This window comes from Pseudomonas sp. ANT_H12B (assembly GCF_008369325.1).
GTDB lineage: Bacteria > Pseudomonadota > Gammaproteobacteria > Pseudomonadales > Pseudomonadaceae > Aquipseudomonas.
Map to the genome: position 1 here is coordinate 122,706 of NZ_VOBI01000013.1, position 26,058 is coordinate 148,763.

Sequence of the window (26,058 nt, forward strand, 5' to 3'; positions counted from 1 at the left end):
TAAAGAATTATACGGCTTCTATTTTATCGTCTTCGGCTTCTTCCTCGTCTCGGCGGTGCGCCCATTGATAAAGCGCAGGCAATATCAGCAGGGTCAACGCAGTTGAGGATAGGATGCCCCCGATCACCACGGTAGCCAGGGGTCTCTGGACCTCTGCCCCCGTTCCGGTGGCCAGTGCCATCGGAATAAAGCCAAGAGAGGCCACCAGAGCTGTCATCAACACTGGGCGCAACCGGGTAAGAGCCCCTTCATTGATTGCGGAACTCAACGAATGTCCTTCCTCCCGAAGATTGCGGATGAACGCAATCATCACCAGACCATTCAGCACCGCCACGCCCGACAACGCGATGAAACCAACACCTGCCGAGATCGACAGCGGGATGTCTCGGAGCCATAAAGCCATGACTCCCCCCGTCAACGCGAATGGAATACCGGTGAACACCAATAGGCCATCCTTGAGGTTGTTGAACATCATGAACAAGAGTGCGAACACCAAGAGCAGGGCCACTGGGACTACAATCTGTAGTCGCTTGGCAGCGGATTGGAGCTGCTCGAACTGTCCTCCCCAGTTGGTCCAGTAACCGGCCGGGATCTGCACTTCTTTATCAATGGCGCTACTGGCCTCCTGTACAAATGAGCCGATATCACGCCCACGCACGTTAGCGCTGACGATCACCAGACGTTTGCCGTTTTCACGACTGACCTGGTTAGGTCCCAACACTAGATCGAGGCTAGCCACCTCTGAAAGAGCAATAAACCCGATCTGATCGGCATTGGTGTTAAGCAGCGCCGGTACCGGGATTAGCAGTGTGGACAATCCCTCGAGATCCTTACGCATGGCGTCGGATAAACGCACCACCATGTCGAATCGGCGGTCTCCCTCATACATCGTACCGGCTTGACGACCACCGACCGCCACCGCAATGGTGTCTTGTACGTCGCCAACGTTCAGTCCGTAACGGGCGGCTTTGTCACGGTCGATGTTGATGGTCAGTACCGGCAGTCCCGACGTTTGCTCGACTTTGACCTCGGAGGCACCATTGATCTTCTGCATGGACGCGGCAATTTTTGCAGCGGTGCTGTTAAGCACCGCCATGTCATCACCGAAGACCTTGACCGCCACATCACTGCGCACGCCTGAAATCAGCTCGTTAAAACGCAATTGAATAGGCTGAGAAAGCTCATAGTTGCTTCCGGGCATTCCGGCTGTAGCTTTTTGGATATCAGCTACCAACGCCTCTCTGGATTTATTCGGATCAGGCCATTGATTCTTCGGCTTGAGCATCACGTAGCTGTCAGAGATGTTTGGTGGCATTGGGTCTGAGGCAATTTCTGCTGTACCAGTACGAGCAAACATCCGCTTGACCTCCGGTACCTTTGCTAACACAAGTCTTTCCAGACGTTGCTGCATTTCTACCGATTGCGTCAGGCTGGTTCCTGGTACACGCAGTGCTTGCAACGCGAAATCCCCTTCACTGAGGCTCGGCACAAACTCGCTGCCCATTCGACTGGCGACCACACCGCACACCGCGATAACGGCTAGTGCTATGGCGAATGCCATTGATCGATGGCCCATGACCCATTCTAGCGCTGGCGCATACACCCGACGGGCGCCACGCATGATGATGTTCTCTTCTTCCTTGACCTTACCGGTGACGAACATCGCAATCGCCGCCGGGACAAAGGTCACCGACAACAGCATCGCGCCGAGCAAGGCAATCACCACAGTAAACGCCATCGGGTGAAACATTTTTCCTTCGACGCCGGTGAGGGCAAAAATCGGTAGGTACACGACCATGATGATCAACTGGCCGAAAATCAGCGGTCGGCGTGCTTCCTTGGCCGCCGCGAACACTTCGTGAAAGCGTTCGGAGCGGGTGAGGATGCGTCCGTGGTGTTGCTGTGCATGGGCCAGACGACGGATGGCGTTTTCGACAATGACCACCGCGCCATCAACGATGATGCCAAAGTCCAACGCTCCGAGGCTCATCAGGTTGGCGCTGACCTTGTTGGTAAACATGCCAGTGAATGTGAATAGCATCGCGAGCGGGATCACCATGGCAGTAATCAGAGCCGCGCGAATGTTGCCAAGGAACAGGAACAGAATCGCGATCACCAGGATCGCACCTTCAATCAAGTTCTTCTTAACGGTGGCAATTGCCTTGTCCACCAAATTGGTACGGTCATAGACGGTGACTGCCACCACCCCTTTTGGCAGTGAGCGGTTGATTTGCTCAAGCTTGCTAGCAACGGCTTGGGCCACGGTGCGGCTATTCTCACCGATCAGCATGAACACTGTGCCGAGCACCACTTCACGACCGTTTTCGGTCGCTGCCCCCGTGCGCAATTCACGGCCGATGTCCACGGTTGCGACGTTCTTGACACGGATGGGCGTACCGTCGACGTTGGCCATGACGATATTGGCGATATCTTCGGTGGTCGCTACTTGGCCAGGTGCGCGAATCAGTAACTGTTCGCCACTGTGCTCGATGTAACCGGCACCGACGTTGGCGTTGTTGCGCTCCAGCGCTGTAACAAGGTCAGTCAGCGTAAGCTTGTAAGCCGCCAAGCGTTTTGGATCGGGCGCAATCTGGTACTCCTTGGCGAACCCGCCAATGGTATTGATTTCGGCGACCCCGGGAACATTGCGCAGCTGAGGCTTGATGATCCAGTCTTGGATCACCCTCAGGTCGGTCGGCGTATAGGGACTGCCGTCCTCCTTGACGGCACCTTCTTCAGCCTCGACCGTCCACAGGAAAATTTCACCCAGACCGGTTGAGATCGGCCCCATGACGGCTTCCACCCCCTCGGGTAGTTGCTCCTTGGCCACCTGCAACCGTTCGTTGACCAATTGTCGGGCGAAGAACAGGTCAGTGCCTTCCTTGAAGATCACTGTGACTTGCGACAAACCCGAGCGTGACAGCGAGCGAGTTTGTTCTAGAGCCGGCAAACCAGCCATTGCAGTTTCGATGGGAAACGTGATGCGCTGCTCGGTTTCCAGTGGTGAAAAACCTGCTGCCCCTGTGTTGATTTGCACCTGGACGTTGGTGATATCGGGAACGGCGTCGATCGGCAGCTTCTGGTAGCTGGCTATCCCGAGGCCGGCCATGAGGAGAACCGCGAGCAGCACGATGATGCGCTGCTCGATGGCAAATTGGATCAGGCGTTCGAACATGAGAACCTTCTCGTGGAAGTGGCGGATCAGTGGGCGTGTTCAGCCGAGGCTTTACCCAGTTCTGATTTCAGAATGAAACTGCCGGCAGCGGCGACTTGAACACCGGGCTCCAGGCCCTCCGTGATCTCGACCAGACCCGCCGAACGGCCACCTGTCTCCACTGGCTGAGCTTTAAACCCGTCGTCCGTTCGAACGAAAACAGTTTGCTTGTCCTCGACCGTCTGGATAGCCGCTTCTGGTACTGCGACCTTTGTTTGCCGAGTATCAGTGTCAACCTGCACGGTCACGAATAGCCCGGGACGCCATGCACCTTGTGGATTGGCCAAGGTCACGCGGACCGTGGCTGTACGAGTTTGCTCGCCCAACAAACTGCCGACATAGGCCACGGTTCCAGTGACTTCGGCATTCAGTTCCGACGCACTGACCGTGACCGACTTGCCCACCAGTACCTTGTTTAAATCCTTTGGCGAGACACCAAAGGTCACCCACACACGCGACAAGTCGGAGAGGGTGAAGGCATTAGTGGTTTCGCTGACAACCTCACCGAGGCCCAAGTGTTTCTCAACGACAACCCCGTCAAACGGCGCACGCAATTCATATCGGTTACCCCCGCTGGTGACCGAGCTGCCACTGAGTACGCTGATTTTTTGTCGAGCATTGCTGAGGGCGATTTCGGCTTCTTGCAAAGCTTGGCGGGCTTGCAGGAAATCCTGTTCGGCAGAGATTTTGTCCTGCCATAACTGTCGCTCTCGCTCGTAGGTAGTACGGGCCAACTCAAGACGACGTTGCGCCGCGGCTTGTTCACTACGCTGATCAGAAATTTGTTGGCTGGCGATCACGGCCAGCAACTGGCCTTTTTTCACCGGTTGACCAAGATTGACATGGACCGACTCGACGACACCGGGTACACGGGGCACCACATGCGCAGTGCGGTCTTCATCAAAACGGATTTCTCCAGGAAAGGGCAATGAAAGGCTAATACTCTGCGCCTTGGCTTCGACCAACTGGATGCCGGCTGAGCTGATCTGCTCTTCGCTCAGAGTCAAGTGACCTTCTTCCGCTTCGCCTTCGGCGTGTTCGCCCTCGGCCGATTTTTTTCCAGTAGTTTCATCGCCGTGATCGTCATGGCCTTTGCCCTCCTGAGCCTGAGCCTGAGCCTCGGCTGAGGGCACCGATGGGCTGCCCATCCACAACGAGCCGATGCCTATACCCACCGTCAAGGTCAGTGCAGTGACGAGAATTAGTTTTTTATCCATGGAAACTCCCTGCGCAGCCCAGTCGGCAGTCACGGATTACCGTGGTATTGCGATGCTGAGCAGCGGTAAAAAAAGCGTTATATGAAATTCACGGAGTGCGAGTGAGAAGGGCGACATCTCCGAAAATTCGCTCGATGCGCACCCAGGCGTCTGTCGCCTCGGCGATAGCCTGGATGTATTGCGTGCGGGCGCTAATCAAGGTGCGCTGAGCATCGAGTACGTCGAGGAAGTTAAACTTGCCCATTTCGAAACCTCGGGTAGCGGTGTCGACGGCACTTTTCGCGGCAGGCAGGATGGTTTGATTGAACGACGCGACTTCAGTGTTAGCCGTCATCCACTGATCCAGGGTGGTCTGGATTTCTGTGCGCAGGCGTAACTCACTGGCGTTACGAAGGTCGCGGGCTTGATCGGTACGGCGGGCAGCGGCTAGTACGTTGCCCTGGTTACGGTTAAACAATGGGATGGGCATAGACAGCCCCACGACATTCACCCGCTCGCGCTCGCGCTCGTCGTATTGGCTCCCGATACTCACGGTGAGGTCGGGAATTCGCTGAGCCTTCTCCAGGCCAAGGGAGGCTTCCCGCTGATCTATTTGCAGTTTTGCCAATCGTAGTTCCGCGGTTTCACCTATGCGATTAAGCAGCAGTGACGAATCCGGTACGGTTGGCATCGACCGGCCTGGATCACCCACAGACACGAATGCAGGCAAAGGCGCGCCCATGACCTGAGCGAGTCGCTGGTAGGCACTGGCCTCATCCCGCTCAGCCCGCCTCAGCTCCAGACGAACCTCTGATAGCTGAACCTCTGCGCGAGTACCTTCAACGGGTGAGGATTTACCACTCTTGATGCGACCTTGAGCTACACGCAAACCGCGCTCGGCGAGCTCAAGTGATTGACGTGATAACAGCAGCCTTTGCTGAGCCGTCGAGGAGCTGTAAAACGCCTGAATGACATCGGCACGCAGAACATTGCGTTTGCGGTCCAATTCAATACCGGCCGCGTCTTGAGCTCGACTGGCCACCTCGATCCTAGCCCCGCGCTTACCGCCAAGCTCGATCGGCTGGTTGATCATTACCGTCGTAGTGCGCGAGTTTCGCCGAGTATCTTCAGCCTCCCAGGAAACCTCAGGGTTAGGGATCAACCCTGCCTGCTGTCGCTCTCCCTGAGCAATACCAGTCTCCCATTGAGCGGCCGCCAGATCAGGGTTATTGGCAAAAGCGGTTTCAAGCGCCTGATCCATTGTGAGCATTTGAGCGGTCGCCGCAAACAAAGGACTAGTCAAAAGCGCAAGGATCGAAATGAGACCTGCTCTTAGCATGGTCTTATGCGTGATTGGGTGAGCAATAAACTTTCTACACCGAAGTAATTCCATCATTCCTTAAAACCTTTAAAACAAAAAGAATTTCCCATGAGGCAAATGTAATTCTCCGCACCTATCAACAAGGTGACTGAAAAATTACAAATACGTTATCTAGCGGAAAAACCTCAATTAATGCATTAGGATGAAGTCAACAAGTGCTCGCGCCAAGAAACAACCCGAAACAAAAAAAGGGGAGCCGAACCTAGTACTTTAGGAGGTCAAGGAAACATGACGAACCTTGCAAAGCTTTAAAAAGACCATATTGCGAAGAAAATTAAAGATGTAGCCAGAATCGAAACGTTTATACAGATTAATAAAGCCCTTAAACCATGTTTAACGAGCATCCAATCATTCCGATACATTTACCAGAGGGTGAAATCCTATGCGAATCCTTGTGATAGAGGACGAGCTGAAGACTGCTGAGTACTTACATCAAGGCCTGACTGAAAGTGGCTATATTGTAGACTGCGCATCGACTGGGGCTGATGGACTCCATCTAGCACGTCAGCAAGCTTATGATCTGGTAATACTAGACGTAAATCTACCTGAAATTGACGGTTGGGACGTTCTTGAAAATATTCGGCAGACTAGTAGCACTCGGGTAATGATGCTGACTGCAAGAGGGCGTCTGGCAGACAAAATCAAAGGATTGGATTTGGGAGCCGATGATTACCTGGTCAAGCCATTTGAATTCCCTGAGTTGCTTGCAAGAGTACGCACTTTAATGCGTCGCAGCGAACATATTCCAGTTCCAGAGGTATTAAAAGTCGCTGACCTTGAACTTGATCAAGGCAGACATCGCGCATTCCGCGGAAAGCAACGCATAGATCTGACGACAAAGGAGTTCGCGCTGCTTCATCTGTTGATGCGTCAATCAGGAGAGGTGTTATCTCGCACTCAAATTATCTCTTTAGTGTGGGATATGAACTTTGACTGCGACACAAACGTTGTCGAAGTTTCGATACGAAGATTGAGAGCAAAAATAGATGATCCATTTGAAACAAAATTAATACATACCCTTCGTGGCGTAGGCTATGTATTGGAGGCGAGGAAATGAAACCGGTCAGCCTATCGATGCGGCTGGGGTTGATAGTTAGCATTATGGGAGCGGTACTAGTAGTGCTGTTAGCGATACTAGCTTTTTTAGCGCTTACTCACGAACTTGATTCGCGCGCAAAAAATAGCTTAGAGAAGAAGATGAGTCAGATTGAGCACAGTCTACTGATGGATATCAGTACCCGTGACATGAGTTTAAAACCACACGTGCTATTAGATCAAGTGCTGGGACACGACAATCTTAACCTGACCATCTTTGATGATGACAACATGAGTGAACCTCTGCTGAGTTTTGGAGCAGATATACCTGAAGTATCTACGAATCAAGCCGGAACAGCCGCCAGTAATAAGCTGTCGTACTACTCCCCAGCCGAAGAGTCCGGAATCCACATCCTCACCGCCTCTAAGCTCATGAAATTAAAGGATGGTGAGTTCGTATCGGTCCTACTGTCTATTGATCGCTCGAATGATGAAACGCTATTGAGCGCCTACCTGAGTTCGACCATTGTAGCGGTTCCACTGTTGCTGATTCTGATTGGTATCAGCGCCTGGGCTATTGTGCAACGAGGCTTATCCCCCCTCCGGGAATTCCGGAAAGTTGCAGCAATGGTGTCGGCCCAGGATTTAAGTCATCGACTCTCAGTTGTCAAGATGCCCCAAGAACTCAGTGAGCTTGCTCACGGTATAAACTTCATGCTGCACCGTCTTGACGGCGGAGTTCAACAACTATCGCAATTTTCTGATGACTTGGCGCATGAGCTGCGGTCACCGATTACGAACCTTATGGGGAAAGCTCAGGTAACACTTTCTCGAGAACGCCCGGCAAAAGAGTACAAGGCTGTTTTAGAGTCATGCACCGAGGAACTAGGACGAGTCACCAGAATTGTTTCAGACATGCTTTTCTTGGCCCAAGTAAGTCATCCGGCTGCACTCGTGCCGTTTGAAAGCATTTTACTAGAGGATGAAGCGCTAAAAGTCATCGACCTTTTTTCTCTATCGGCTGAGGAAAAGAGCGTCGGTATAACTGTCAGCGGATGGGGTAAAGTTTTAGGTGATCGACTCATGATTCAACGGGCTATTTCCAATCTTTTATCAAATGCCATTCGTCACTGCCCAGCAGGGCAGTCCATTGCTATAGCGATTGAAACGCAATCTGAAAAAGTATCCCTATCAATAAGTAATCCTGGGGTAGGAATTGAGCACCAGCACTTGTTTCATATTTTCGATCGCTTCTATCGTGTGGATAACAGTCGCTCACGAGCTGAAGGTGGTACTGGATTAGGGTTGGCCATTGTCCGATCCATCATGAGCCTGCACCAAGGAATGGCAGAAGTCCAAAGTATGCCGGGCCATCTGACAGTTTTTCGACTTACATTTCCAAAATATAATGCACAAAGCAACTTAAAATCCAAAAAACCAAGGGAGTGATTTTAGTAAAACCGTAACTAAAATCACGACAAACAATAGTCTAAGAACGAGACTCCGAAAATTCATAGAGCATAGATAGCGCGGGGTACTTACAAATCGCAAAGCGAGATCAACTCCCCTTGGTACATCCTGCCAGTCTCCCCAAAAAATGCGTGCAGCATTAAATTGACTATCTGCGCCGTAACACTTCGAAACGATTCCCCATAGATATCAGCCGAGCGGAGCTTGGCTTCTGGCTGAAATGAATGTATGGGAGTCGCGCATTAACATGCCTGCGACATATAGTCGCAAATACTTTTATCGTAAAATGTCCTCCTCCTGTTGACCCTGTAGCAGCTTCAGGCTTGATACTGACCACTTGAGCAATGCGCGGTTTTGAGATTTTTATGATCGAATAGTTCTACATCATTTCTTAGTCGGGCACTTAAATAAACTTCGAAAGTTTATTATTCAATTCATATTACATAGGGCGGCACTACCATGCGAATGCTTGTAGTTGAGGATGAGCTTAAAACTGCCGAATACCTGCATCAGGGTTTGACTGAAAGCGGCTATATAGTAGACCGGGCGGCGAATGGTACGGATGGACTTCACCTTGCGCGTCAACAAACCTACGACTTGGTAATACTTGACGTCGATCTACCACAACTTGATGGCTGGGGTGTGCTCGAGCGACTGCGCCAAAGCAGTAACACCCGGGTCATGATGCTAACCGCTCGCGGGCGCCTGGCGGACAAGATCCGCGGCCTGGACCTGGGTGCCGATGACTATCTGGTCAAGCCATTCGAATTTCCGGAACTGTTGGCCCGGGTACGAACTTTAATGCGTCGCAGCGAACAAGTTTCCGTCCCTGAGGTCTTGACAGTCGCCGATCTGGAACTCGACCAGGGCCGCCATAGGGCCTTCCGGGGCGAGCAGCGTATCGACCTGACGACCAAGGAATTTGCTTTGCTGCACCTTTTGATGCGACAGTCGGGTGAGGTGCTTTCCCGCACTCAGATCATTTCATTGGTCTGGGACATGAACTTCGACTGCGACACCAATGTGGTCGAGGTTTCAATCCGCCGCCTGAGGGCCAAGATTGATGATCCTTTTGACAAGAAGCTAATCCATACCCTGCGCGGCGTTGGCTATGTACTGGAGGCCCGGGAATGAAGTCGGCAAGCCTGTCGATGCGGCTGGGTTTGGCGGTGAGTATCATGGGCGCATTGTTGGTGTTATTTCTGGCGGTTCTTGCGTTCCTCGCGCTAACGCATGAGTTAGATAAACTGTCAAAAGACAACTTGAGCGAGAAAATGCGGCAAATCGAGCACAGTCTTTCGCTGTATGAAAAACCTGTCGACATCAACATTAAACCGCACGTTTTGCTGGATCAGGTGATGGGGCATGACCACCTCAACCTTACCATTTATGACCTGATAAATATGAGGACGCCGCTCTTGAAGTCAGGCTTTGGCTTGACGGACCCCAGGGTGGAGTTGAAGGCGGCAGGGGCTGCCACCGACAAGGTGTCGTACTCCCGAAGCACCGATGATCAGGGCCGGCACTTCCTGACTGCATCCAGACTGATCCGCTTGCCGAACGGTACGAATGTCGCCGTATTGCTGTCGCTTGATTGCGCCAACGATGAAGCGCTGCTCAGCACATATCTAAGCTCAACGATCATGGCCTTGCCGTTGCTGCTGCTACTTATCGGCCTCAGTGCCTGGGCAGTGGTAAAACGGGGGCTCGCGCCGCTGCGGGAGTTTCGCAAGGTGGCCGCCATGATCTCTGCTCAGGACCTCAGCCATCGACTCTGGGTGGTCAAGATGCCGCAGGAGCTCAGCGAACTGGCCCATGGCATCAACTTCATGCTGCACCGACTAGACAGCGATGTTCAGCAGTTGTCGCAGTTCTCCGATGACTTGGCCCACGAACTACGAGCACCCATTTCCAACCTGATGGGCAAAGCCCAGGTGACGTTGTCCCGGGTGAGGCCGGCCGAGGAGTACAAAGCGGTTTTGGAGTCCTCCACCGAAGAGCTTGGGCGCGTAGCCCGGATTGTCTCGGACATGCTTTTCCTGGCACAGGTCAGTCATCCCGCTGCGCTGGTTCCGTTTGAGACCATTGCTCTGGAGGATGAAGCCTTGAAGGTCATCAATCTGTTTTCACTGTCGGCGGAAGATAAACAGATCAGCGTGAGCGTTACTGGCAGGGGGTCGACCATTGGTGATCGGTTGATGATTCAGCGGGCAATTTCCAACCTGATGTCCAATGCAATCCGCCATTGCCCAGTAGGCCAAGCCATCACAATCACCATCGAAGTCCATGCCACAGAAGTCTCGCTACATGTAGCCAACCCAGGCGCAGGTATTGAACCTCAACACCTACCGCACTTATTCGATCGTTTTTATCGAGTTGACACTCATCATTCGCGCGCTGAAGGAAGTACCGGGCTTGGTTTAGCCATTGTGAAATCAATCATGAGTTTGCATCAGGGAGTCGCAGAAGTTAATAGCTGCCCAGGCAAGATCACGACCTTCAAGCTGGGTTTTCCAAACATCCATGGACACACCAGCTGGTGACACCAACCATTGAAAAAACAGCCCTTATTCACGTCATCCGTTCATTCGTGCGTGTTACGACACACACCCATAATTTGGTATTCAATAGTGTGAAGCTTTCCAGCTGAGTCCTCATAGGTCATTCGAAAAGGTACAATGTTGCAAGAGCGAATTGGTGGGGTCGTACTCACCACTTTTGCGATATCAAGCTTCATTCCATCACGATATTTCTGAACTTCCGGAGCTGTCTTGCCTTTTTGAGCTGCGTAGGCTGCCTTTGTTTTCTGATTTGCTTCCATGGCGTTATCGTTGCGATCACCACGGCTTTCAGCGAATGTTATCGAAGACAATGATAGCGTCAGCGCAACAGCACTTAATTTTAAAGCGCTCATCGCAGAGTCTCTTTGAAGTGGTTACAAAGCTGTTAAACTTACGTAAGTTTAACGAGATAAACCTTTCTGACTCATTTCAGAAAAATCACTTATTTGTAATTTCCACCCGTTAGTCTCAAAAGCTTAGTGAGATATCAAAATCTGCCAAGCGCAGTACCGTCCCACCCAGGAGCCATTCGGGAATCCTATAAAACTTACTATTAGATGAAATATTTGTGCATTCTGAATTTAAATTGAATGTCGATTATTTCACACGACTTCAAAATTCGAAGGATTAAGAGGGCTCATTGATCACGCGTTTCGAGAACATATCCAACACCACGCAAGGTATGGATTAGCTTCTTGTCAAAAGGATCATCAATCTTAGCCCGAAGCCTTCTCATTGCTACTTCAACAACATTGGTGTCGCAATCAGCATTCAGCCCCCAGAGAGAGGACATGATTTGCTTGCGCGACAGCGTCGTACCAGTCTGGCGCATCAAGAGGTGTAGCAAGGCGAACTCCTTGTTGGTCAGTTCAATCCGCTGCTTGGCGCGACAGGTCCGGTGTCTGCCCAGATCGAGTTCCAGGTCGCCGACACACAGCACATCGGGCAATGCCGACAATTCAGTGCGACGCATCAGAGTACGTACTCGGGCCAACAGTTCTGGAAACTCAATTGGTTTGACCATGTAATCGTCGGCGCCTAGGTCGAACCCTTTGATTTTGTCCTCCAGACTACCTTTAACGGTAAGTATCATGATAGGCGCAATAATGACCTTGCGAATGCTTACAAGTAAACCCCAATCGTCACGTTGCGGTAGGTTCGCGTCGAGCACTACAAGATCATAAGCCTGTTGGGATACTAAGCGTAAGCCATCGATTCCGCTGGCGACGCAATCAACGACAAATCCGCTTTCAGTCAGCCCCTGATGTAAATAATGGGCGGTTTTCAGCTCGTCTTCTATTATCAAAATACGCATTTTTCATAAAATCTCGATACTAAATAATAAAACATCCTTGTACGCGCACAGATAACTTCACTCATCAACCCATTCCAACATATTTGCATTGATCGATTTTAGTCAGTAAGAATTTATCACGCATTATCGAGGCTCCGCTACGCAATCGACGTAAAACATACAAACCTCCACACTAAATAGATCTTAGACTAATTGTCCGCAGCAGATGGGCTTATAACAAATTTGTAATTCTTCAGTCACCCTTCTGATAACTGCTCAGCAGTACATTGAGTGTGCAAAAAAACTACGCGTCATAGGATCCTGCGGACGGGGCGACTTCTGATCGAATCCAGACACCTGAAATCGATGCTCGCAGTTTTTTAGACCATCAAATATTTATTAGTGAACAAAGAAACAGCGCGCTTTGGGGGCGTAAATCTTGTTATGCGATCTCGCATTAGAAAAATGTTGTGGGCGGCTGGTCCACTGTCTCGTGTTTCGTCGTTGATGACGGCGTCGCGTCAGGAAGCCCACGTCGAGGCTAGGACCAAACCCCAAACCGCATTACTCAATAACCCAAGCCTCGTAGATGCCCAGTGGGATATCCAAACTGCCCAAACGGGGCACCAACAGACTGATTTGATCCTCAATCCAGTACTAATGGATGCCAAAGCCTTCCGCGAAAATTCGAACACCACCAACGTAAAGCTCCGTCGGACGCCGAAAGTGTGCGTCATGCGTGCACAGCAAGGTCTGATTTCAGCTCAGAGTTCGCAATGTCTGGCGGAACGAGGATGACCAGCATCCGGAAGCGGTTGACCCTGGTGGGCGCTTCAACACCGATTTTGTCCTTCGGCCGCAAACTAAAAAGTATTTCGTCGGCGGCCAGCCGCACCTATCAGTCTCGTGATCTGCACAACGTCACCAAGCTACGCCTGCGGTACGAAATCCGCCTCGCTGTAGACAAGCGCTCGACGGCCTACAGAGCAACAAAGTCTACGCGGCCCCGCACCCAGTATTTCGCTTCAGCACAACTACTGGTGTTCAAGGACGAATCGAGCAGATCTACAGCCACGTCGCTTACTTGGGGGGTTACCTCATGAAAAAGATTTTCATCAGTTTGGTGTGTCTGGCGGTCTGGCTAGTCGCAGATCGCCAACTAGCTGACGAGAACGTTCAGGGTCACTGGTGCATCCACGAGTTGCACCGCGCCATAGGCGATTTTTTCTTACCTAAAACGTAGTGACACTCCGGTGGCAGTTCGCGCCTGGATACGTCGAGATATTCCGGAGTACCCATGAATAACAAAGTACCAATTCGCAGTTGGGAAATCACACTCGGTAGCAATCAGTTAATTCTTGCAGTTTCAACCTGGCTTCTACTGTTTAGTAACTGGCCATTTTGGCGAGCTGTCTGGCAAGGCGTGGGAGGCCTACAGGACGGAAACACCATATTCGTGCTTAGCCTGCCTTGGTTCGTGTTGATTTGGCTATACGTATTGCTCAGCGTGATGGCCTGGGGACGCTTGATAAAACCTGTGCTAGCTATCGTGCTGCTGGTTGCGGCAGCAACGAGTTACTTTATGAATAGCTATGGCATAGTAATTGATTACAGCATGCTAACGAATGTGATGCAGACGGACAGGTCCGAGGCCACGGACCTGCTGAACTGGGAACTACTGCTGTGGATGCTGGGCTTTGGTGTTATACCGGGGTTGATTATTACCCGAGTCCGTTTGATCCAACGATCGTGGTCCCGCGCACTTGCTCATCGATTGATGGGTGTGGCGGTAGCGCTCACCTGCTTGGCGGTCATCGTATTTACGCATTATCAATCCTATGCATCGCTGATGCGTAACCATCGCGAACTCCGATTGATGTTGGTTCCGTCGAATGTGGTTTCGGCAATCCATGGGTATACGCGTCGCCAGCTAGCAGTTCCCACCGAATTAAAAACCATTGGTGCTGATGCCCGCCGTGAAGAAGCTACTGCTGGTGTACGCAAACCACGGCTAACGGTACTTATGGTGGGTGAAACCGCTAGGTCCGCTAACTTCTCCCTCAATGGCTATACCCGGGATACCAATCCGGAATTGGCCAGGCGTGGTGTCTTAAGTTTTACCAATGTCAGCTCATGTGGAACAGCTACGGCCGTTTCCTTACCCTGCATGTTCCTGGATGTGGGTAAAGAAGGCTACAAAGACGGTATGGCGCTTCGTAGAGAAGGACTATTAGACGTTTTGCAGCGGGTCGGAGTATCGGTCCTTTGGAGAGACAATAACTCGGGTTGCAAAGGCATTTGCGACCGAGTACCAAATGAAAAATTGAACAATCAAAAAACGCTGGGATTATGTAGAGCCGACGAGTGTTACGACGAAGTCTTATTGCAAGATTTACAAGCCTACTTGGATAAACAGCAGCGGGACTCAATCGTGGTGCTACACATGAAAGGCAGTCACGGCCCATCCTACTCGAAACGCTATCCACCAGCGTTCGAACGATTCGGGCCCGTTTGCAATAATAACCAACTTGAACGTTGTACGCGCGAAAGCATTGTCAGTGCCTATGATAACAGTCTCAGTTATACGGACTACGTACTTGGGCAAACGATCGACCTGCTAAAGCGTAACGCTGAACGTTTTGATACGGCGATGCTTTATGTCTCTGATCACGGTGAGTCCCTCGGCGAGAATGGGCTTTACTTGCATGGACTTCCTTATGCCATGGCTCCCAGCGAGCAGACTAGTATCCCCATGGTACTCTGGATCTCCAAAGATATGCAGTCGCGTCAAAACCTAGATCCTCAATGCCTGAAGGAACAACGCGGAGTATCACTGTCCCATGACAACTTATTCCATTCTATATTGGGGTTGATGGGTATTCAAACTTCAGCATATCGCCCAGAGCTCGATCTGTTCAGCATCTGCCAATCCAAAGCGACAACACCACTAAAGCTCGCGCAAATATTTGAGCGTCAATCAGTGAAAATACCAAAATAAGGGGGGCTGCGACAAAGATCTAAAATCACCCTGTAGAATGAGCGTGCTTTTTCATCAGAGCCATGCAACTAACTATTGATAGTTGCATGGCGCCGCCACTAACACTTCCAAAAAAATGCAGCATCCGGGTGGGCGTCTTTATGTGAGACCATTTGGTCGGCCATCGCAAGCGTCAAAAAAGCTGCAAACTTCTGCCGAGCTATTTCCTCAGTACATTCACCCTGCACGTATAGATGTAGAGCAGGATGTTAGATTTAATTGCAGTTGGGTTCGTCAGTGAATGTGCGCGAAACATCGACCGCCCCCAACACCCCCAAAGTTCGGCGACCAATCAGGACGGGGTAGTTCATGTCGCCTCGATCCTTCAGTGAAAACTCCTCCTTATAAATTTTATCTCCTATGCACATCGTCATCATGACTACTGGACGATGTTCAGCGCCGCCGGCGCCTCTAACCTTTACATTTCTTTCGACGCGTCGCTCGAAGAGTGCGTTACTCACCTTCTTAGTTTTTGTGTCTTTGACTTTAACGTTGAAACGAACCCATTCCTCTCCATTTTTTTGAAATCGTTCTAAGTCTTTCGCATCCATTGAGGATGTAAGAGCTCCTGTATCTAACTTTACTTTCACGGCAATATTTTCCGGTAAAAGTATTCCTTCCTCGATCCAGCCGAATACCCTTTCTGGATTAGCAGGTGCTGAAAAAACCGGCTGCGCGACAAAAGCCAAAAGCATTGCCAGCCAAGAACAACTTAAAAAATTTCTAATCATATTAATCAACTCTATTGATCGGTATCTGCAACGTGAAAACTTGAAGCTGACTAAAATGAATGCCATGACTCAGTTAGTGCTCCATACCCTCATGGTCGTCAGCTAGTTGGTCGTGAAAATCAGATCCTTCCATTTGGACGGTAGTATGGCTGATGTGGAACTTATCACTCATAAGGCTGGTTACTTCGGACAAGATAGCTTGCTCGCTGCGGGAAGCCGAGTCAGCGACCAGATGGACGCTCATCACACTTTTACCACTGGTCAAAGCCCAGATATGCAAATCGTGGATATTCTTGACCCCCTCGATCCCATAAAGCGTCGCCTCTACCTTCTCGATATCTATGCCCTCTGGAACCCCTTGCAGCAATATGTTCATGCTTTCCTTGAGCAATGACCACGTTCTGGGCAGCACCCAGAACCCGATGCCAGCAGCGACAAGGGAATCTACCCAGTTCCAGCCGGTGAAACGGATCAAAAGAGCGGCGATGATGACGCCAATAGACCCCACCATATCGCTCCAGACCTCTAAATAAGCGCCCTTCACATTGAGGCTTTCCCCGCTGGCAGCACCCAGCAGACGCATGGAAATGAGGTTGACGATGAGCCCGATCACCGCGATAACCAACATGCCCATCGACTGAATTTCTGCTGGGGCTTTAAGTCGCAGATATGCTTCATACACGATGTATATAGCGACTAAAAACAACAAAACCGCGTTGAATGCGGCTGCAAGTATTTCGAATCGTGCGTAACCAAAGGTCCGTTTTTTATCCGCAGAGCGCTGGGCTATGTGAATGGCGACCAAAGATATCGCCAATGCGGCCACATCCGTCAGCATGTGAGCTGCATCGGACAGTAAGGCCAGGCTGCCGGTGACAAAGGCCCCGATGACCTCCGCCACCATAAAGCTCGTCGTCAGGGCGAGTGCGATCCACAGCAACTTTTCGTGACCGGCGCGTACCTGGCCGTGACTGTGTCCTGAGCTCATAACCTTTCCCTCAAACGCCGCTCGCTGAAATTCCAACCACCCAGGTAGCACCCTTGCTACGAGTCGATTGCAGGATATAAAGACCAGCTAATACCCCAAACCGTTCCATCTCATGAAACACCCCATTTCGGGATTTGGTGCTGGTTCGAGGTATATCCCGATCAAAGCGCGAAATCGCAGCCTTAATCGAACATCTCCTGCAAAAACGATTTTTTGCGGTACGACTGTTGCCCCTGATGCCCACTCTGGTTTTGATGTCCACCCTGACTTTGATGGCCGCTCTGATGACTGCTCTGATGGCCACCGTCTCTCCAACCGCCACCGTGACTTCCTCGTTGATCTCCATGAGCTTGGCTATCTCCATGCCCTTGGCTATTTCCATGCTGGCTGTAACCGGGTTGTACTGCCGGAGGAGCATTCTGTACGGGTGGAATTGGGGCCTGTGGAAGAAACCTAACGGCCTCTTGCTGTTGGCTGCGCTCGATGATCTTGTCGAGTTCACCTCGGTCGAGCCAAACGCCACGGCATTGTGGGCAATAGTCAATTTCGATGTTCTGGCGCTCAGTCATTACCAGGGCGGTATCTTTGCAGATCGGACATTGCATGATTTTGTTTCCTTGTGTGGACAGGCAATCGAAGACGCGGCTTCTACGTCACCGACGCAGTAGCCGCAGTCCATTGAATACGACGAGCAGGCTCGCGCCCATATCGGCGAAAACAGCCATCCACAACGTAGCGTGGCCGGACAACGCAAGCGCTAAAAAAACAACTTTGATACCCAAGGCCAGTCCAATGTTTTGCTTTAAAACAGAGGCACATCGACGACTCAGGCTAATAAAGTCAGCAATCTTGCGTGGGTCGTCATCCATGATGGCGACATCAGCCGTTTCAAGCGCTGTGGCAGTCCCAGCGGCTCCCATCGCAAAACCAATGTCGGCTTGCGCCAATGCCGGAGCATCGTTCACACCATCGCCCACCATGCCAACTGAACCAAAGCGGCGCTTGAGTTCAGCGACGGCGGTCTGTTTATCCTCCGGCATGAGGTTTCCGCGTGCATCCTGTATGCCGAGCTGAGCGGCGATGGACTTGGCCGTTGCAGGGTTGTCACCCGTGAGCATCACCGGTACGACATTCAATGCTTTCAGAGCAGTTACGGCAGCAAAGCTTTCAGGCCTTACTGTGTCAGCCACAGCAAAAATCGCCACTGGACCGCTGGCCGCGCAGAGCACGATTACAGTTTTTCCTGCGTTTTCCAGCAGCGACAATCGGGCCTCAAGGGCCGGCGAGCATACGCCCAACTCTTCAACCAAGCGGTGGTTACCCAGGTGCCACGATTGACCGTCGATATTGCCTTTGACGCCACGACCGTTGAGTACGCCGAAGTCCTCAACCGGCAGAGTCGCCGCGTCCGGTTGCTGTAATTTCCATCCGCTGACCAAGGCCTTCGCCACTGGGTGTGTACTGTGTTCGTCGAGGCTAGCTGCGATCTGCAAAGCCATCTCTATGGGCAGATCACCAAAAGGCTCGTTATCGGTCAGTACCGGTTTGCCTTGGGTCAAGGTGCCAGTCTTGTCGAGCGCCACAACCTTAAGTAGTCGGCCGCTTTCAAGGTACGCACCGCCTTTAATCAAAATGCCATGCTTGGCAGCCGCGGCTAGCCCACTGACGACGGTAATTGGCGTTGAAACCACCAAGGCACATGGGCAGGCGATGACTAGCAGGACCAGCGCCTGATAGAGCCAATCGCCCCAGGTTCCAGCGAACAGAACGGGGCCCAATGCAGCAACCAACAGGGCAAGTACCACTACAGCCGGGGTGTAATAACGTGCAAATTGATCTACAAACCGCTGGGTAGGGGCTCGTTGAGATTGCGCGTCTTGTATGGCCGCCGCGATACGAGCAAGAGTGCTTTCTCCTGCTACGGCCGTCACAGTCGCTTCAACTACACCGTCGGTAACGATACTGCCTGCGTAAAGTGGATCACCGACCTGCTTATCAACTGGTAGGCTTTCGCCAGTAATTGGAGCTTGGTCCAGTGCGGCGCGACCAGACTCGACGCTGGCATCCAAGGGTACTCGCGAACCGGTGCGAACCCGAATACGACTACCGAGTAATACACTCGCCACCGGCTGATCTTTCCAACCGCCATCAATCATTACTTCGGCGGTTTCGGGCGCCAATGCAGTTAGCGATTTGATCGCATTACGCGCTCGCTCCAACGAAAGGGCTTCGATAGCTTCAGCAATAGCGAATAGGAAAACCACCATTGCAGCTTCAGGCCATTTACCAATGACGAGAGCACCAATGACAGCCAGCGACATCAGAAAATAGATGTTCAGAGTGAAGTTCTTAATCGCAATCCAACCCTTTTTGAGGGTTGGCAGGCCAGCGCTCAGAATGGAAAGAGCGGCAAGCACCATCACCGGCCAGGAACCTTCCTGCCCAGTTGTCCACGCGATGACTTCAGCGGCGATAGCAGCCAAGCCGCTGATGGCCAGTAATCCTTTCAGTTTGGCGCTCAAGGCCGGGGGAACTGCCGATGGAGCGGCGCCGGCCTCAAGCAGGCTCGGCCCCATATCCAACGCGACTAAGGCGGTGACGATTGACTGCGGATCATCCAAGCGGTGATGCACGGTCAACTCACGATTCAAGAGATTGAAGTCGAGTCGGACAATTCCGGGCATGGGTTCCAGCCGGTTACGGATCAGGCGCTCCTCTGTGGGGCAATCCATTTTGTCGATGCGATACCGAACATTGCTAGTCCCTTCCGGAGCTGGATTGCTCCTGCTGGTCGAAAAACCTTCTGTTGCTTGAGTGCCTTGAGCGCAACACGCATCGGCATGATCGTGGGCATGCTCATGCTCATGCTCATGCTCATGCTCATGCTCATGCTTGTGATCATGCTTGTGATCTTTGTGATGCCTGGGCTCAGCAGCCTTAGCGGACCCATGCTGATGGTCAGATCCGCAACACTCTTCTTTCTTCTGTACGTAAAGACGGAGGACCGGCTTGAGCTTGTTTTCCTGGTTCATGGTGCTTCTACCGCGAAGGATAATTCCGCCATTCAACAGCCTGTACCTACTTCAGGGTCAAGCGCCCAAGAAAGTTATTTGAAGCCGCTTTCGTGTGCGGATAGCTTGCGACTAAGTTGAGGCCCGTCTCTGTTGGGCTTCTTTTCCTTCCCATTTGGCGAATATCTTTCTGACCAGACCAATGGCTGCCGTAGACCCATTTCCGTCCGATGTGGTGCTCGAACGTGAAACGGCGGGCGTGTAGTCGAGCTTTTAGCTGACATCTTTGCCGATGCGCCGGAGAGCGCAGCCGCTCGTCGCAATAACCGGCAGGAATGGCCTCTATGCAAGGTTATCCAGTGACTGGATCTACTCTGCGCGCGAGCATAATGATGCGTCTTCTCTAATTACGAAATGAGAACCGGACGATCATGAGTGAGAGCGAGCGCTGGATAGTCAAATGCCAGGATACTGAGGATGGTAGCGGTGATGTCATCGTTGATTTACCCCCAGAACTGCTTGCCAAAATGGGGGTAGGTGTTGGGGACGATCTGACGATTACGGTAGCGGACGGCGCAATAGTGGTGAAGCCTATGCATGGAGCAACATCAGTGCAGGCCGTGTTTGCTGGAGTCCTGCTTGATGAGGCTTATCATGCTTACCGCATCCGGCTGGAGGCGTCTCTTAATATCCCCTCAAACGCCTCTGATCAGGACATTCACGACATTATCGTAGCTGGCTTCTCGGCCAGCCTGATCAAGTCGCTTTGCGACGTCGGAACCATAAGTCCGGAAGAACGCGACAGAATTATTCCACTCAAAATGCTCAAAACAAAATTGGTCAGCAATCAGCTTTTAACGGTGGATGAGAGTGATCGCCTGTTCCGCTTTGCACATATTACCGCCATGGCCGATGTGATCTTCGGGGACGCAGAGAAGGCCAAACAATGGCTTTCCAAACCGAAATCCCGGTTTTCGGGTAAAAGTCCAACGGCGATGCTCACTACAACTCACGGCACACATCGGGTCGAAGAAATGCTGATTCGGGTAGCTGAGGGCATGTCATTTTGATCCAACCGCAGCTAAGTAGAACCATCACAATTGGGTACGCGCCCCCAACGGGCATTTTTGTCAAAATAGTCATTTAGCTGGCATGCTCCGTTAAGCCGTTTCCCCCTGAATTCACTGAGCCGCTGGTGTCAAAATATTTTGTTCAGCTGCAATCTCGACTTTAAAAAGACTCCCGAGGGTAGTGTCAAACTATGTTGTTATAAACTCATCCCGTCATTCGGATATCGTCATGCCTTGTGTCAATCTATGTTGTAAAAATGGCATCGCGGCAGGTTCCGTAAACGACTGATTTTATTGGTTTCCGTGTGTCAAACTATGATGTTGGGCACCAGCTATTGTCTGTAATAAATAAAGGCTGTCACAAGTAAATAAACCTTGTCACAAAGAAATAAAGATTGTCACGGTTGCTTCCCTACGTCGGGGAAGCAACTGCAATTGTTAATAAGGTTCACAATCTGTTGTGAGGTTGTGACGCTATCACTGTGCTGCGATTCGATAGCGAAGGTTCCCCTCTATCAGCAACGCTCTTTACGAGGCGTTGCCACGTCATTTAGGTAATCCGGTTAGCCAGATGAACCAGGTTAAATCGTCGCCTCGCAAGCCAGTGCGCTCGAAGGTCGTTACACAGGAAAAGATAGATAAACGGATAGCCGCCGGCGATGGCCAAGGGGTCAGAGAAGAATACGTTCCCTGGATCAAGGTGCGGGCATTTGCATCGCGTGGTACTTCGCACATCGTGCCAGGAGTGAAGGTTAATCGAGTTCACCATCTGCTTTCGAATGCTGAGTACCACTACCACGTGATACTTGAGCAAGACCGGTCAATCATTGATATTAGGGAGCAGTTCCCCCTAATGCCTGCTGCTGAAACCCATGCACTTGCTTCGAGCCTGAACGTTCGGCCACCGGTTTACCCTGGGACTTCCGTACCTCTTGTGCTAACGACCGATTTTCTAATCACGCAGGTGGACAGTGCGGGTAAGGAACGACTGGTCGCGAGGTCAATGAAGTATGCAAAAGAGATCGAAGATGCCTCGAAAGCCGAGCAGGACAGATTGCTCGAAAAACTCGAGATTGAGCGACTTTATTGGGCTAGAAGAGATATTGAGTGGAAGTTGGTTCTCTATGAGAGACTTTCGCAGGTGAGAATTAGGAATCTACTGATTCTTAGAAGCTACGCGCTTATATCTCCAGCGCTTGTGGCTGAAAAAAATATAAATCGAATGTTAGAGGTTATCTCCATGGCGAGAACCGAGGAGATACCGCTGAAGACTCTTCTGCTCAAAATGGCGAAATCTCTATACATGGAATACATGGCAGTGAAGTGCCTATTTTTCCACCTGATTTGGGTTGGAAGGCTGAGGATTGACCTGAATATAAAGATTATCGAGCTATCGAAGCCTCTGCATGTAGAGGTGATGAGCTTGGGTGAGTTCTCATCAGGTGAGGTTTCCCGTCATGCTTAATTTCACAATGAATTCCATTGTTTCTCCTGGAGAGGGATCGCAGCTACTCGAACATCCGGTGAGGGTTTTGGGGTTTAGGGACGATCAGGCCGTTGTTATCGAGCTTTCCTCCACCCCGCGAAAACCCTGGCTGGTCGAGAAGGAGTTGCTTGGTGCTGAGATTAAGAGTGGGGCTGCGGTCCTAAATGTTGAACTGCCGCTTCATTTCATGATTCGTCATGAAGATGAGTTGAATGATCGAGAAAAAAGCAGTCGCGAGAAGAGCTGGAACTTGATCAGGGATTTGGTCGAGGGTAAGTCACCTCTAGATATTCTGACCGTTAATTTCGGTGCAGATGTAAAAAAACATGCCGAAGTGATGGAAGTTGATAGAAAGCAAATCTATAGGCTGTTGTTTAGGTATTGGAGTATGGGACAGGTTAAAAACGCTTTCCTGTGGAATACATCCAAATGCGGTGGAAGGGGTAAACCTAAAAGTCGAGAGTCCGGCATCGTCCCAGGACGTCGACCAAAGTATCGCGGCGTCGTTGTTGAGGACGGTGCGGTTCTTCTGAATGAACGCCATCTGTCTGCGATCAAGTTGGCGTATAGCCGTTATGCGAGCGGGAAATGCGGCACTATCGGAGACTGTTTCTCCTGGATGTTGAATAAATTTTATAGAGCAGTCGCTTCCGATGGTTCCAAGGGCGATGTCGTAAGGGGTAACCACCCCAGTATTGGGCAGCTAAGCTACAACGGGAAAAAATTCTTTGATGCGCTGTATGTCTTGAAGGGGCGTCGTGGTGGGATTCGCTGGAACAAAGATTACAGGCCTCTCTCTGGAGAAGCGTCTCAGGATCTTTCCGGTCCCTGCCATCGATACGAGATCGACTCAACCATTGCAGATGTCTACCTCGTTCACCGAGTGAATAGAAATTGGCTGATTGGCCGGCCGGTGCTGTATGTGGTCGTTGATAGCTACACGCGGATGATTGTCGGTATACACGTGGGCCTTGAAGGGCCTAGTTGGAATGGCGCGAGGCATGCGTTGTTCAACGCGTACACGCCCAAAAAAGAATTTTGTAAGCGATATGGGATTGATATCGAAGAGTCCGAATGGCCGTGCTCCCATTTGCCTGTCGAGTTGACCGCGGACCGGGCAGAATTGCTCAGTAAAGCTGGCGAGGTCATGTCTAACACGTTGGGTACCGTCCTTAATATCCCACCACCATATAGGCCAGACTGGAAAGGTATCGTCGAAAGTCGCTTTCGTTTGATCAACGAAAAGTTGGATCTGAAGTTTATTCCGGGTGGAGTGGATGCTCGGCGTCTGGAACGCGGTGACAGGGACTACGAGCTCGACGCAATCCTCGATCTTGATGAGTTCACTCAAATGATCATCGCGGGGGTACTGGCTCACAACAAAGGCCTGCAACTCCCTCATCTACTGACGCCTGAGATGATGGCGGATGATCTTGAACCTTCTCCGATCAACATCTGGAACTGGGCGATGGAACACAATATGGTCAACACGAAGGTTGTCACACCGGCGGAGTTGAAGATCGCGCTGTTGCCCTCGCAGGAATGTCGCATTACTCGCGCGGGTATCCAATTTCAGGGTGTTCTCTATACCTGTGAGTTAGCCCAGCGGGAAAATTGGCTTGCTCACTCGCATAATTTCCAGAGCCGGTATGTCAGGGTCTGGTACGACCCGAATTCAATCGAAAACTGCTGGATAAAAAATGGTGCCGAGTTCCAGCCAATGACTATTGTTCCTCATCAGGCGAAAAGATATGCCGGCTACCGAATGGAGGAGATCGTCGACATCCTTAGCATTACCCGACAGGTTTCTCCTGATTCAAAATATGAGGCGTTGAATGACGCCGCTAAGTTGAAAGATCTCCAAGAGAGCATCGTCAGTAGTGCTAAAGCCAAGAAAGATCTAGCTGGTAGTCCGAAATCAAAGGCGGACTTCAAAAGCAGAAAGGAGGAAAAGCGCAGTACTGAAGTTAAGGTCGAGCGGGATAACCACACGGCTGATTTGAATCAGCTTCGCTTTGTGGAAAATGCTCAGCCATCCGTGGAACGACAAGTGTCTATTCGCAACAAGAGTGGGTCCGCAAGGAGTGCAGCTTTTCTTAGACTGGTCGTCAGTGAGGCTCAGGAGGTGGAAGAATGAAAAATCCAGCTTTTGCTAAAGCCACCTATGGTCAGACAGGGATGCCGCAGTACGATGGAAATCCATTGATTGAATGCCTGCCGGCGATTCTTACTGATATCGATGTGGTCCGAAGCATAGGAAATCTGCCACCTAGGCCAACTCCGATGGAACTCGAACTTAGCCCAAAACTACGGGGGCACGGGGTAAATAGACTGAAAGACGTAGTGATCCCGCTGGATATTCATCTTGAGCTAGAGGATTGTTTTAGCCAACTGATCCGATATGGGTACACCGCACGAAATCCGTTTAGCGCAGAAACGGTTAGATATCGTCAGCCCTCGTCAGGCAGCGTGGGCCGTGGTGGTTTCAAGTCCTCTGCGAACATCATGACGCTGATTGGGCTGAGCGGAATGGGTAAGACTACCGCCCTAGATGCGATAACCAAGCTCTATCCGCAGGTTGTGAGTCACAGTAAGTATGGATCTAAGGTGTTCATCCAGACTCAAGTGGTTTGGCTGAAGATCGAGTGCCCCCATGATGGGTCGTTGCGCGGTTTTTGCGCTGCGTTCTTCGCGTCTTTAGACAACGCGCTGGGAATTGAAAAGTATTCATCGCTTAGTGTGAGTCGATCCAGCGTAAGCGTGATGCTGCAGCATATAAGTCAACTGTGCAAAGCTTATTTTGTCGGAGCTCTGATTATTGATGAGATGCAGCATCTGAACTCTTCGCGGGGAGGTAGAGACAGAGAGAAGCTACTTAATTTCTTTGTCACTCTCTCAAACGATGCAGGTGTTCCGCTGGTTTATGTTGGGACGAATGCCATGCTGCCCCTTTTCTCCGGTGTGCTACGAAATGCGAGGCGGGCCGTTGGGATGGGCGAGATCACCTTTGATCGGTTCAACGAGGACGATCCCTTTTGGGAGCATCTCGTCACCCGGCTTTGGGAATATGATTGGACGGGATCCGGGGCTCCGCTGACCGATAACCTCATGAGGACTCTCTACGACCTCACCCAAGGCAACACAGACTTCCTCGTCAAGTTGCTGATGCTGGCTCAGCGTCACGTGATATCGGAAGAGCTGGAGGTTGTCACGTCGCAGGTGCTGCAGCACGTTTACGATAATCAGATGAGGATGCTGCATAAGCCGATCGAGGCGTTGCGCAGTGGTGATCCAATGCAGATCGCCGATTTCGAGGACATGATGCCTACGAAAGATCAGATTGCCCAAATGCTCAACCATGACCTCGCCCGTCGAGCTAAACGTGCAGACCTTGCTCTGATTGTACAAGGCATGCCTGCATCAGCGGAGACGCAACCGAAAAAAACCGTCGGTAAAGCAGTGGCAGCCGTGGCGAATAACAGCCTAGAGAACATCCATCTGAACAAGGACGGTGAAGTGCAGGCGGAGCTTTTGAAACGGGGCTGGATCGATGACGAGCCAGTCTGGTGAGCATTGCTGACGCG

General features: G+C 51.2%; 18 protein-coding genes. 9 read left to right on the plus strand and 9 right to left on the minus strand.

Features of this window, described 5'->3' with window-relative positions:
* Nucleotides 1–7 precede the first annotated feature (7 nt).
* From FQ185_RS20270 to FQ185_RS20280, 3 genes are all read right to left on the minus strand, one after another.
* On the minus strand, nt 8–3,175 hold the full coding sequence (locus FQ185_RS20270; protein ID WP_149418970.1) for a CusA/CzcA family heavy metal efflux RND transporter: 3,168 nt from the start codon (nt 3,173–3,175) through the stop codon (nt 8–10).
* Nucleotides 3,176–3,201: 26 nt separating this feature from the next.
* The gene (locus tag FQ185_RS20275) at nt 3,202–4,431 is read right to left on the minus strand and encodes an efflux RND transporter periplasmic adaptor subunit (protein WP_149415262.1); all 1,230 of its coding nucleotides are present in this window, start codon (nt 4,429–4,431) and stop codon (nt 3,202–3,204) included.
* A gap of 88 nt (nt 4,432–4,519) precedes the next feature.
* Nucleotides 4,520–5,806 carry a TolC family protein gene (locus tag FQ185_RS20280; protein WP_149415259.1) on the minus strand — a complete coding sequence of 429 codons (1,287 nt, stop codon included), beginning with the start codon at nt 5,804–5,806 and terminating at the stop codon, nt 4,520–4,522.
* Between the two features lie 367 nt (nt 5,807–6,173).
* On the opposite strand from FQ185_RS20280, the gene FQ185_RS20285 reads away from it, so the two are divergent.
* From FQ185_RS20285 to FQ185_RS20300, 4 genes are all read left to right on the plus strand, one after another.
* Complete coding sequence (locus tag FQ185_RS20285) at nt 6,174–6,848, plus strand: heavy metal response regulator transcription factor (protein WP_045061360.1); 675 nt, start codon at nt 6,174–6,176, stop codon at nt 6,846–6,848.
* Nucleotides 6,845–8,275: a heavy metal sensor histidine kinase gene (locus FQ185_RS20290; RefSeq protein ID WP_149415258.1), complete on the plus strand. Its 1,431-nt coding sequence runs from the start codon at nt 6,845–6,847 to the stop codon at nt 8,273–8,275. The genes FQ185_RS20285 and FQ185_RS20290 overlap by 4 nt, the downstream gene beginning before the upstream one ends.
* Before the next feature lie 480 nt (nt 8,276–8,755).
* Entirely contained in the window at nt 8,756–9,430 is a 675-nt protein-coding gene (locus FQ185_RS20295) for a heavy metal response regulator transcription factor (RefSeq protein WP_149418971.1), read from the plus strand.
* A complete protein-coding gene (locus FQ185_RS20300; RefSeq protein WP_149418972.1) occupies nt 9,427–10,839 on the plus strand; it encodes a heavy metal sensor histidine kinase in 1,413 nt (470 codons plus the stop codon). The genes FQ185_RS20295 and FQ185_RS20300 overlap by 4 nt, the downstream gene beginning before the upstream one ends.
* 41 nt (nt 10,840–10,880) lie before the next feature.
* Here the strand turns inward: FQ185_RS20300 and FQ185_RS20305 are convergent, their stop codons facing one another.
* Complete coding sequence (locus tag FQ185_RS20305; protein WP_149415354.1) at nt 10,881–11,210, minus strand: DUF2790 domain-containing protein; 330 nt, start codon at nt 11,208–11,210, stop codon at nt 10,881–10,883.
* 284 nt (nt 11,211–11,494) lie between these two features.
* Nucleotides 11,495–12,172, minus strand: a complete 678-nt coding sequence (locus FQ185_RS20310) for a heavy metal response regulator transcription factor (protein ID WP_149415353.1) — start codon at nt 12,170–12,172, stop codon at nt 11,495–11,497.
* Between the two features lie 1,276 nt (nt 12,173–13,448).
* Here FQ185_RS20310 and FQ185_RS20320 point away from each other — a divergent pair.
* The gene (locus FQ185_RS20320) at nt 13,449–15,149 is read left to right on the plus strand and encodes a phosphoethanolamine transferase (protein ID WP_149414866.1); all 1,701 of its coding nucleotides are present in this window, start codon (nt 13,449–13,451) and stop codon (nt 15,147–15,149) included.
* A 254-nt stretch (nt 15,150–15,403) separates the two neighbouring features.
* On the opposite strand, the gene FQ185_RS20325 is transcribed toward FQ185_RS20320, so the two are convergent.
* The 4 genes from FQ185_RS20325 to FQ185_RS20340 all read right to left on the minus strand — a co-directional run bounded on the left by FQ185_RS20325 (nt 15,404) and on the right by FQ185_RS20340 (nt 19,327).
* Complete coding sequence (locus tag FQ185_RS20325; RefSeq protein ID WP_149414874.1) at nt 15,404–15,883, minus strand: ATP-dependent zinc protease; 480 nt, start codon at nt 15,881–15,883, stop codon at nt 15,404–15,406.
* A 109-nt stretch (nt 15,884–15,992) separates the two neighbouring features.
* Nucleotides 15,993–16,907, minus strand: a complete 915-nt coding sequence (locus FQ185_RS20330; protein WP_149414867.1) for a cation diffusion facilitator family transporter — start codon at nt 16,905–16,907, stop codon at nt 15,993–15,995.
* A 182-nt stretch (nt 16,908–17,089) separates the two neighbouring features.
* Nucleotides 17,090–17,512, minus strand: coding sequence for a zf-TFIIB domain-containing protein (locus FQ185_RS30870; protein WP_149414868.1), 423 nt, complete (start codon nt 17,510–17,512; stop codon nt 17,090–17,092).
* Nucleotides 17,513–17,560: 48 nt separating this feature from the next.
* The gene (locus tag FQ185_RS20340) at nt 17,561–19,327 is read right to left on the minus strand and encodes a heavy metal translocating P-type ATPase (RefSeq protein ID WP_149414875.1); all 1,767 of its coding nucleotides are present in this window, start codon (nt 19,325–19,327) and stop codon (nt 17,561–17,563) included.
* Between the two features lie 1,022 nt (nt 19,328–20,349).
* Here FQ185_RS20340 and FQ185_RS20345 point away from each other — a divergent pair.
* The 4 genes from FQ185_RS20345 (at nt 20,350) to FQ185_RS20360 (ending at nt 26,044) form a co-directional block, all read left to right on the plus strand.
* A complete protein-coding gene (locus tag FQ185_RS20345; RefSeq protein ID WP_149414869.1) occupies nt 20,350–20,988 on the plus strand; it encodes an antitoxin Xre/MbcA/ParS toxin-binding domain-containing protein in 639 nt (212 codons plus the stop codon).
* A 571-nt stretch (nt 20,989–21,559) separates the two neighbouring features.
* On the plus strand, nt 21,560–22,453 hold the full coding sequence (locus FQ185_RS20350; RefSeq protein WP_149418974.1) for a TnsA endonuclease N-terminal domain-containing protein: 894 nt from the start codon (nt 21,560–21,562) through the stop codon (nt 22,451–22,453).
* Nucleotides 22,446–24,611, plus strand: a complete 2,166-nt coding sequence (locus tag FQ185_RS20355; RefSeq protein WP_149418975.1) for a Mu transposase C-terminal domain-containing protein — start codon at nt 22,446–22,448, stop codon at nt 24,609–24,611. The genes FQ185_RS20350 and FQ185_RS20355 overlap by 8 nt, the downstream gene beginning before the upstream one ends.
* A complete protein-coding gene (locus tag FQ185_RS20360) occupies nt 24,608–26,044 on the plus strand; it encodes an ATP-binding protein (protein ID WP_149418976.1) in 1,437 nt (478 codons plus the stop codon). The genes FQ185_RS20355 and FQ185_RS20360 overlap by 4 nt, the downstream gene beginning before the upstream one ends.
* The last annotated feature ends 14 nt before the right edge of the window (nt 26,045–26,058 follow it).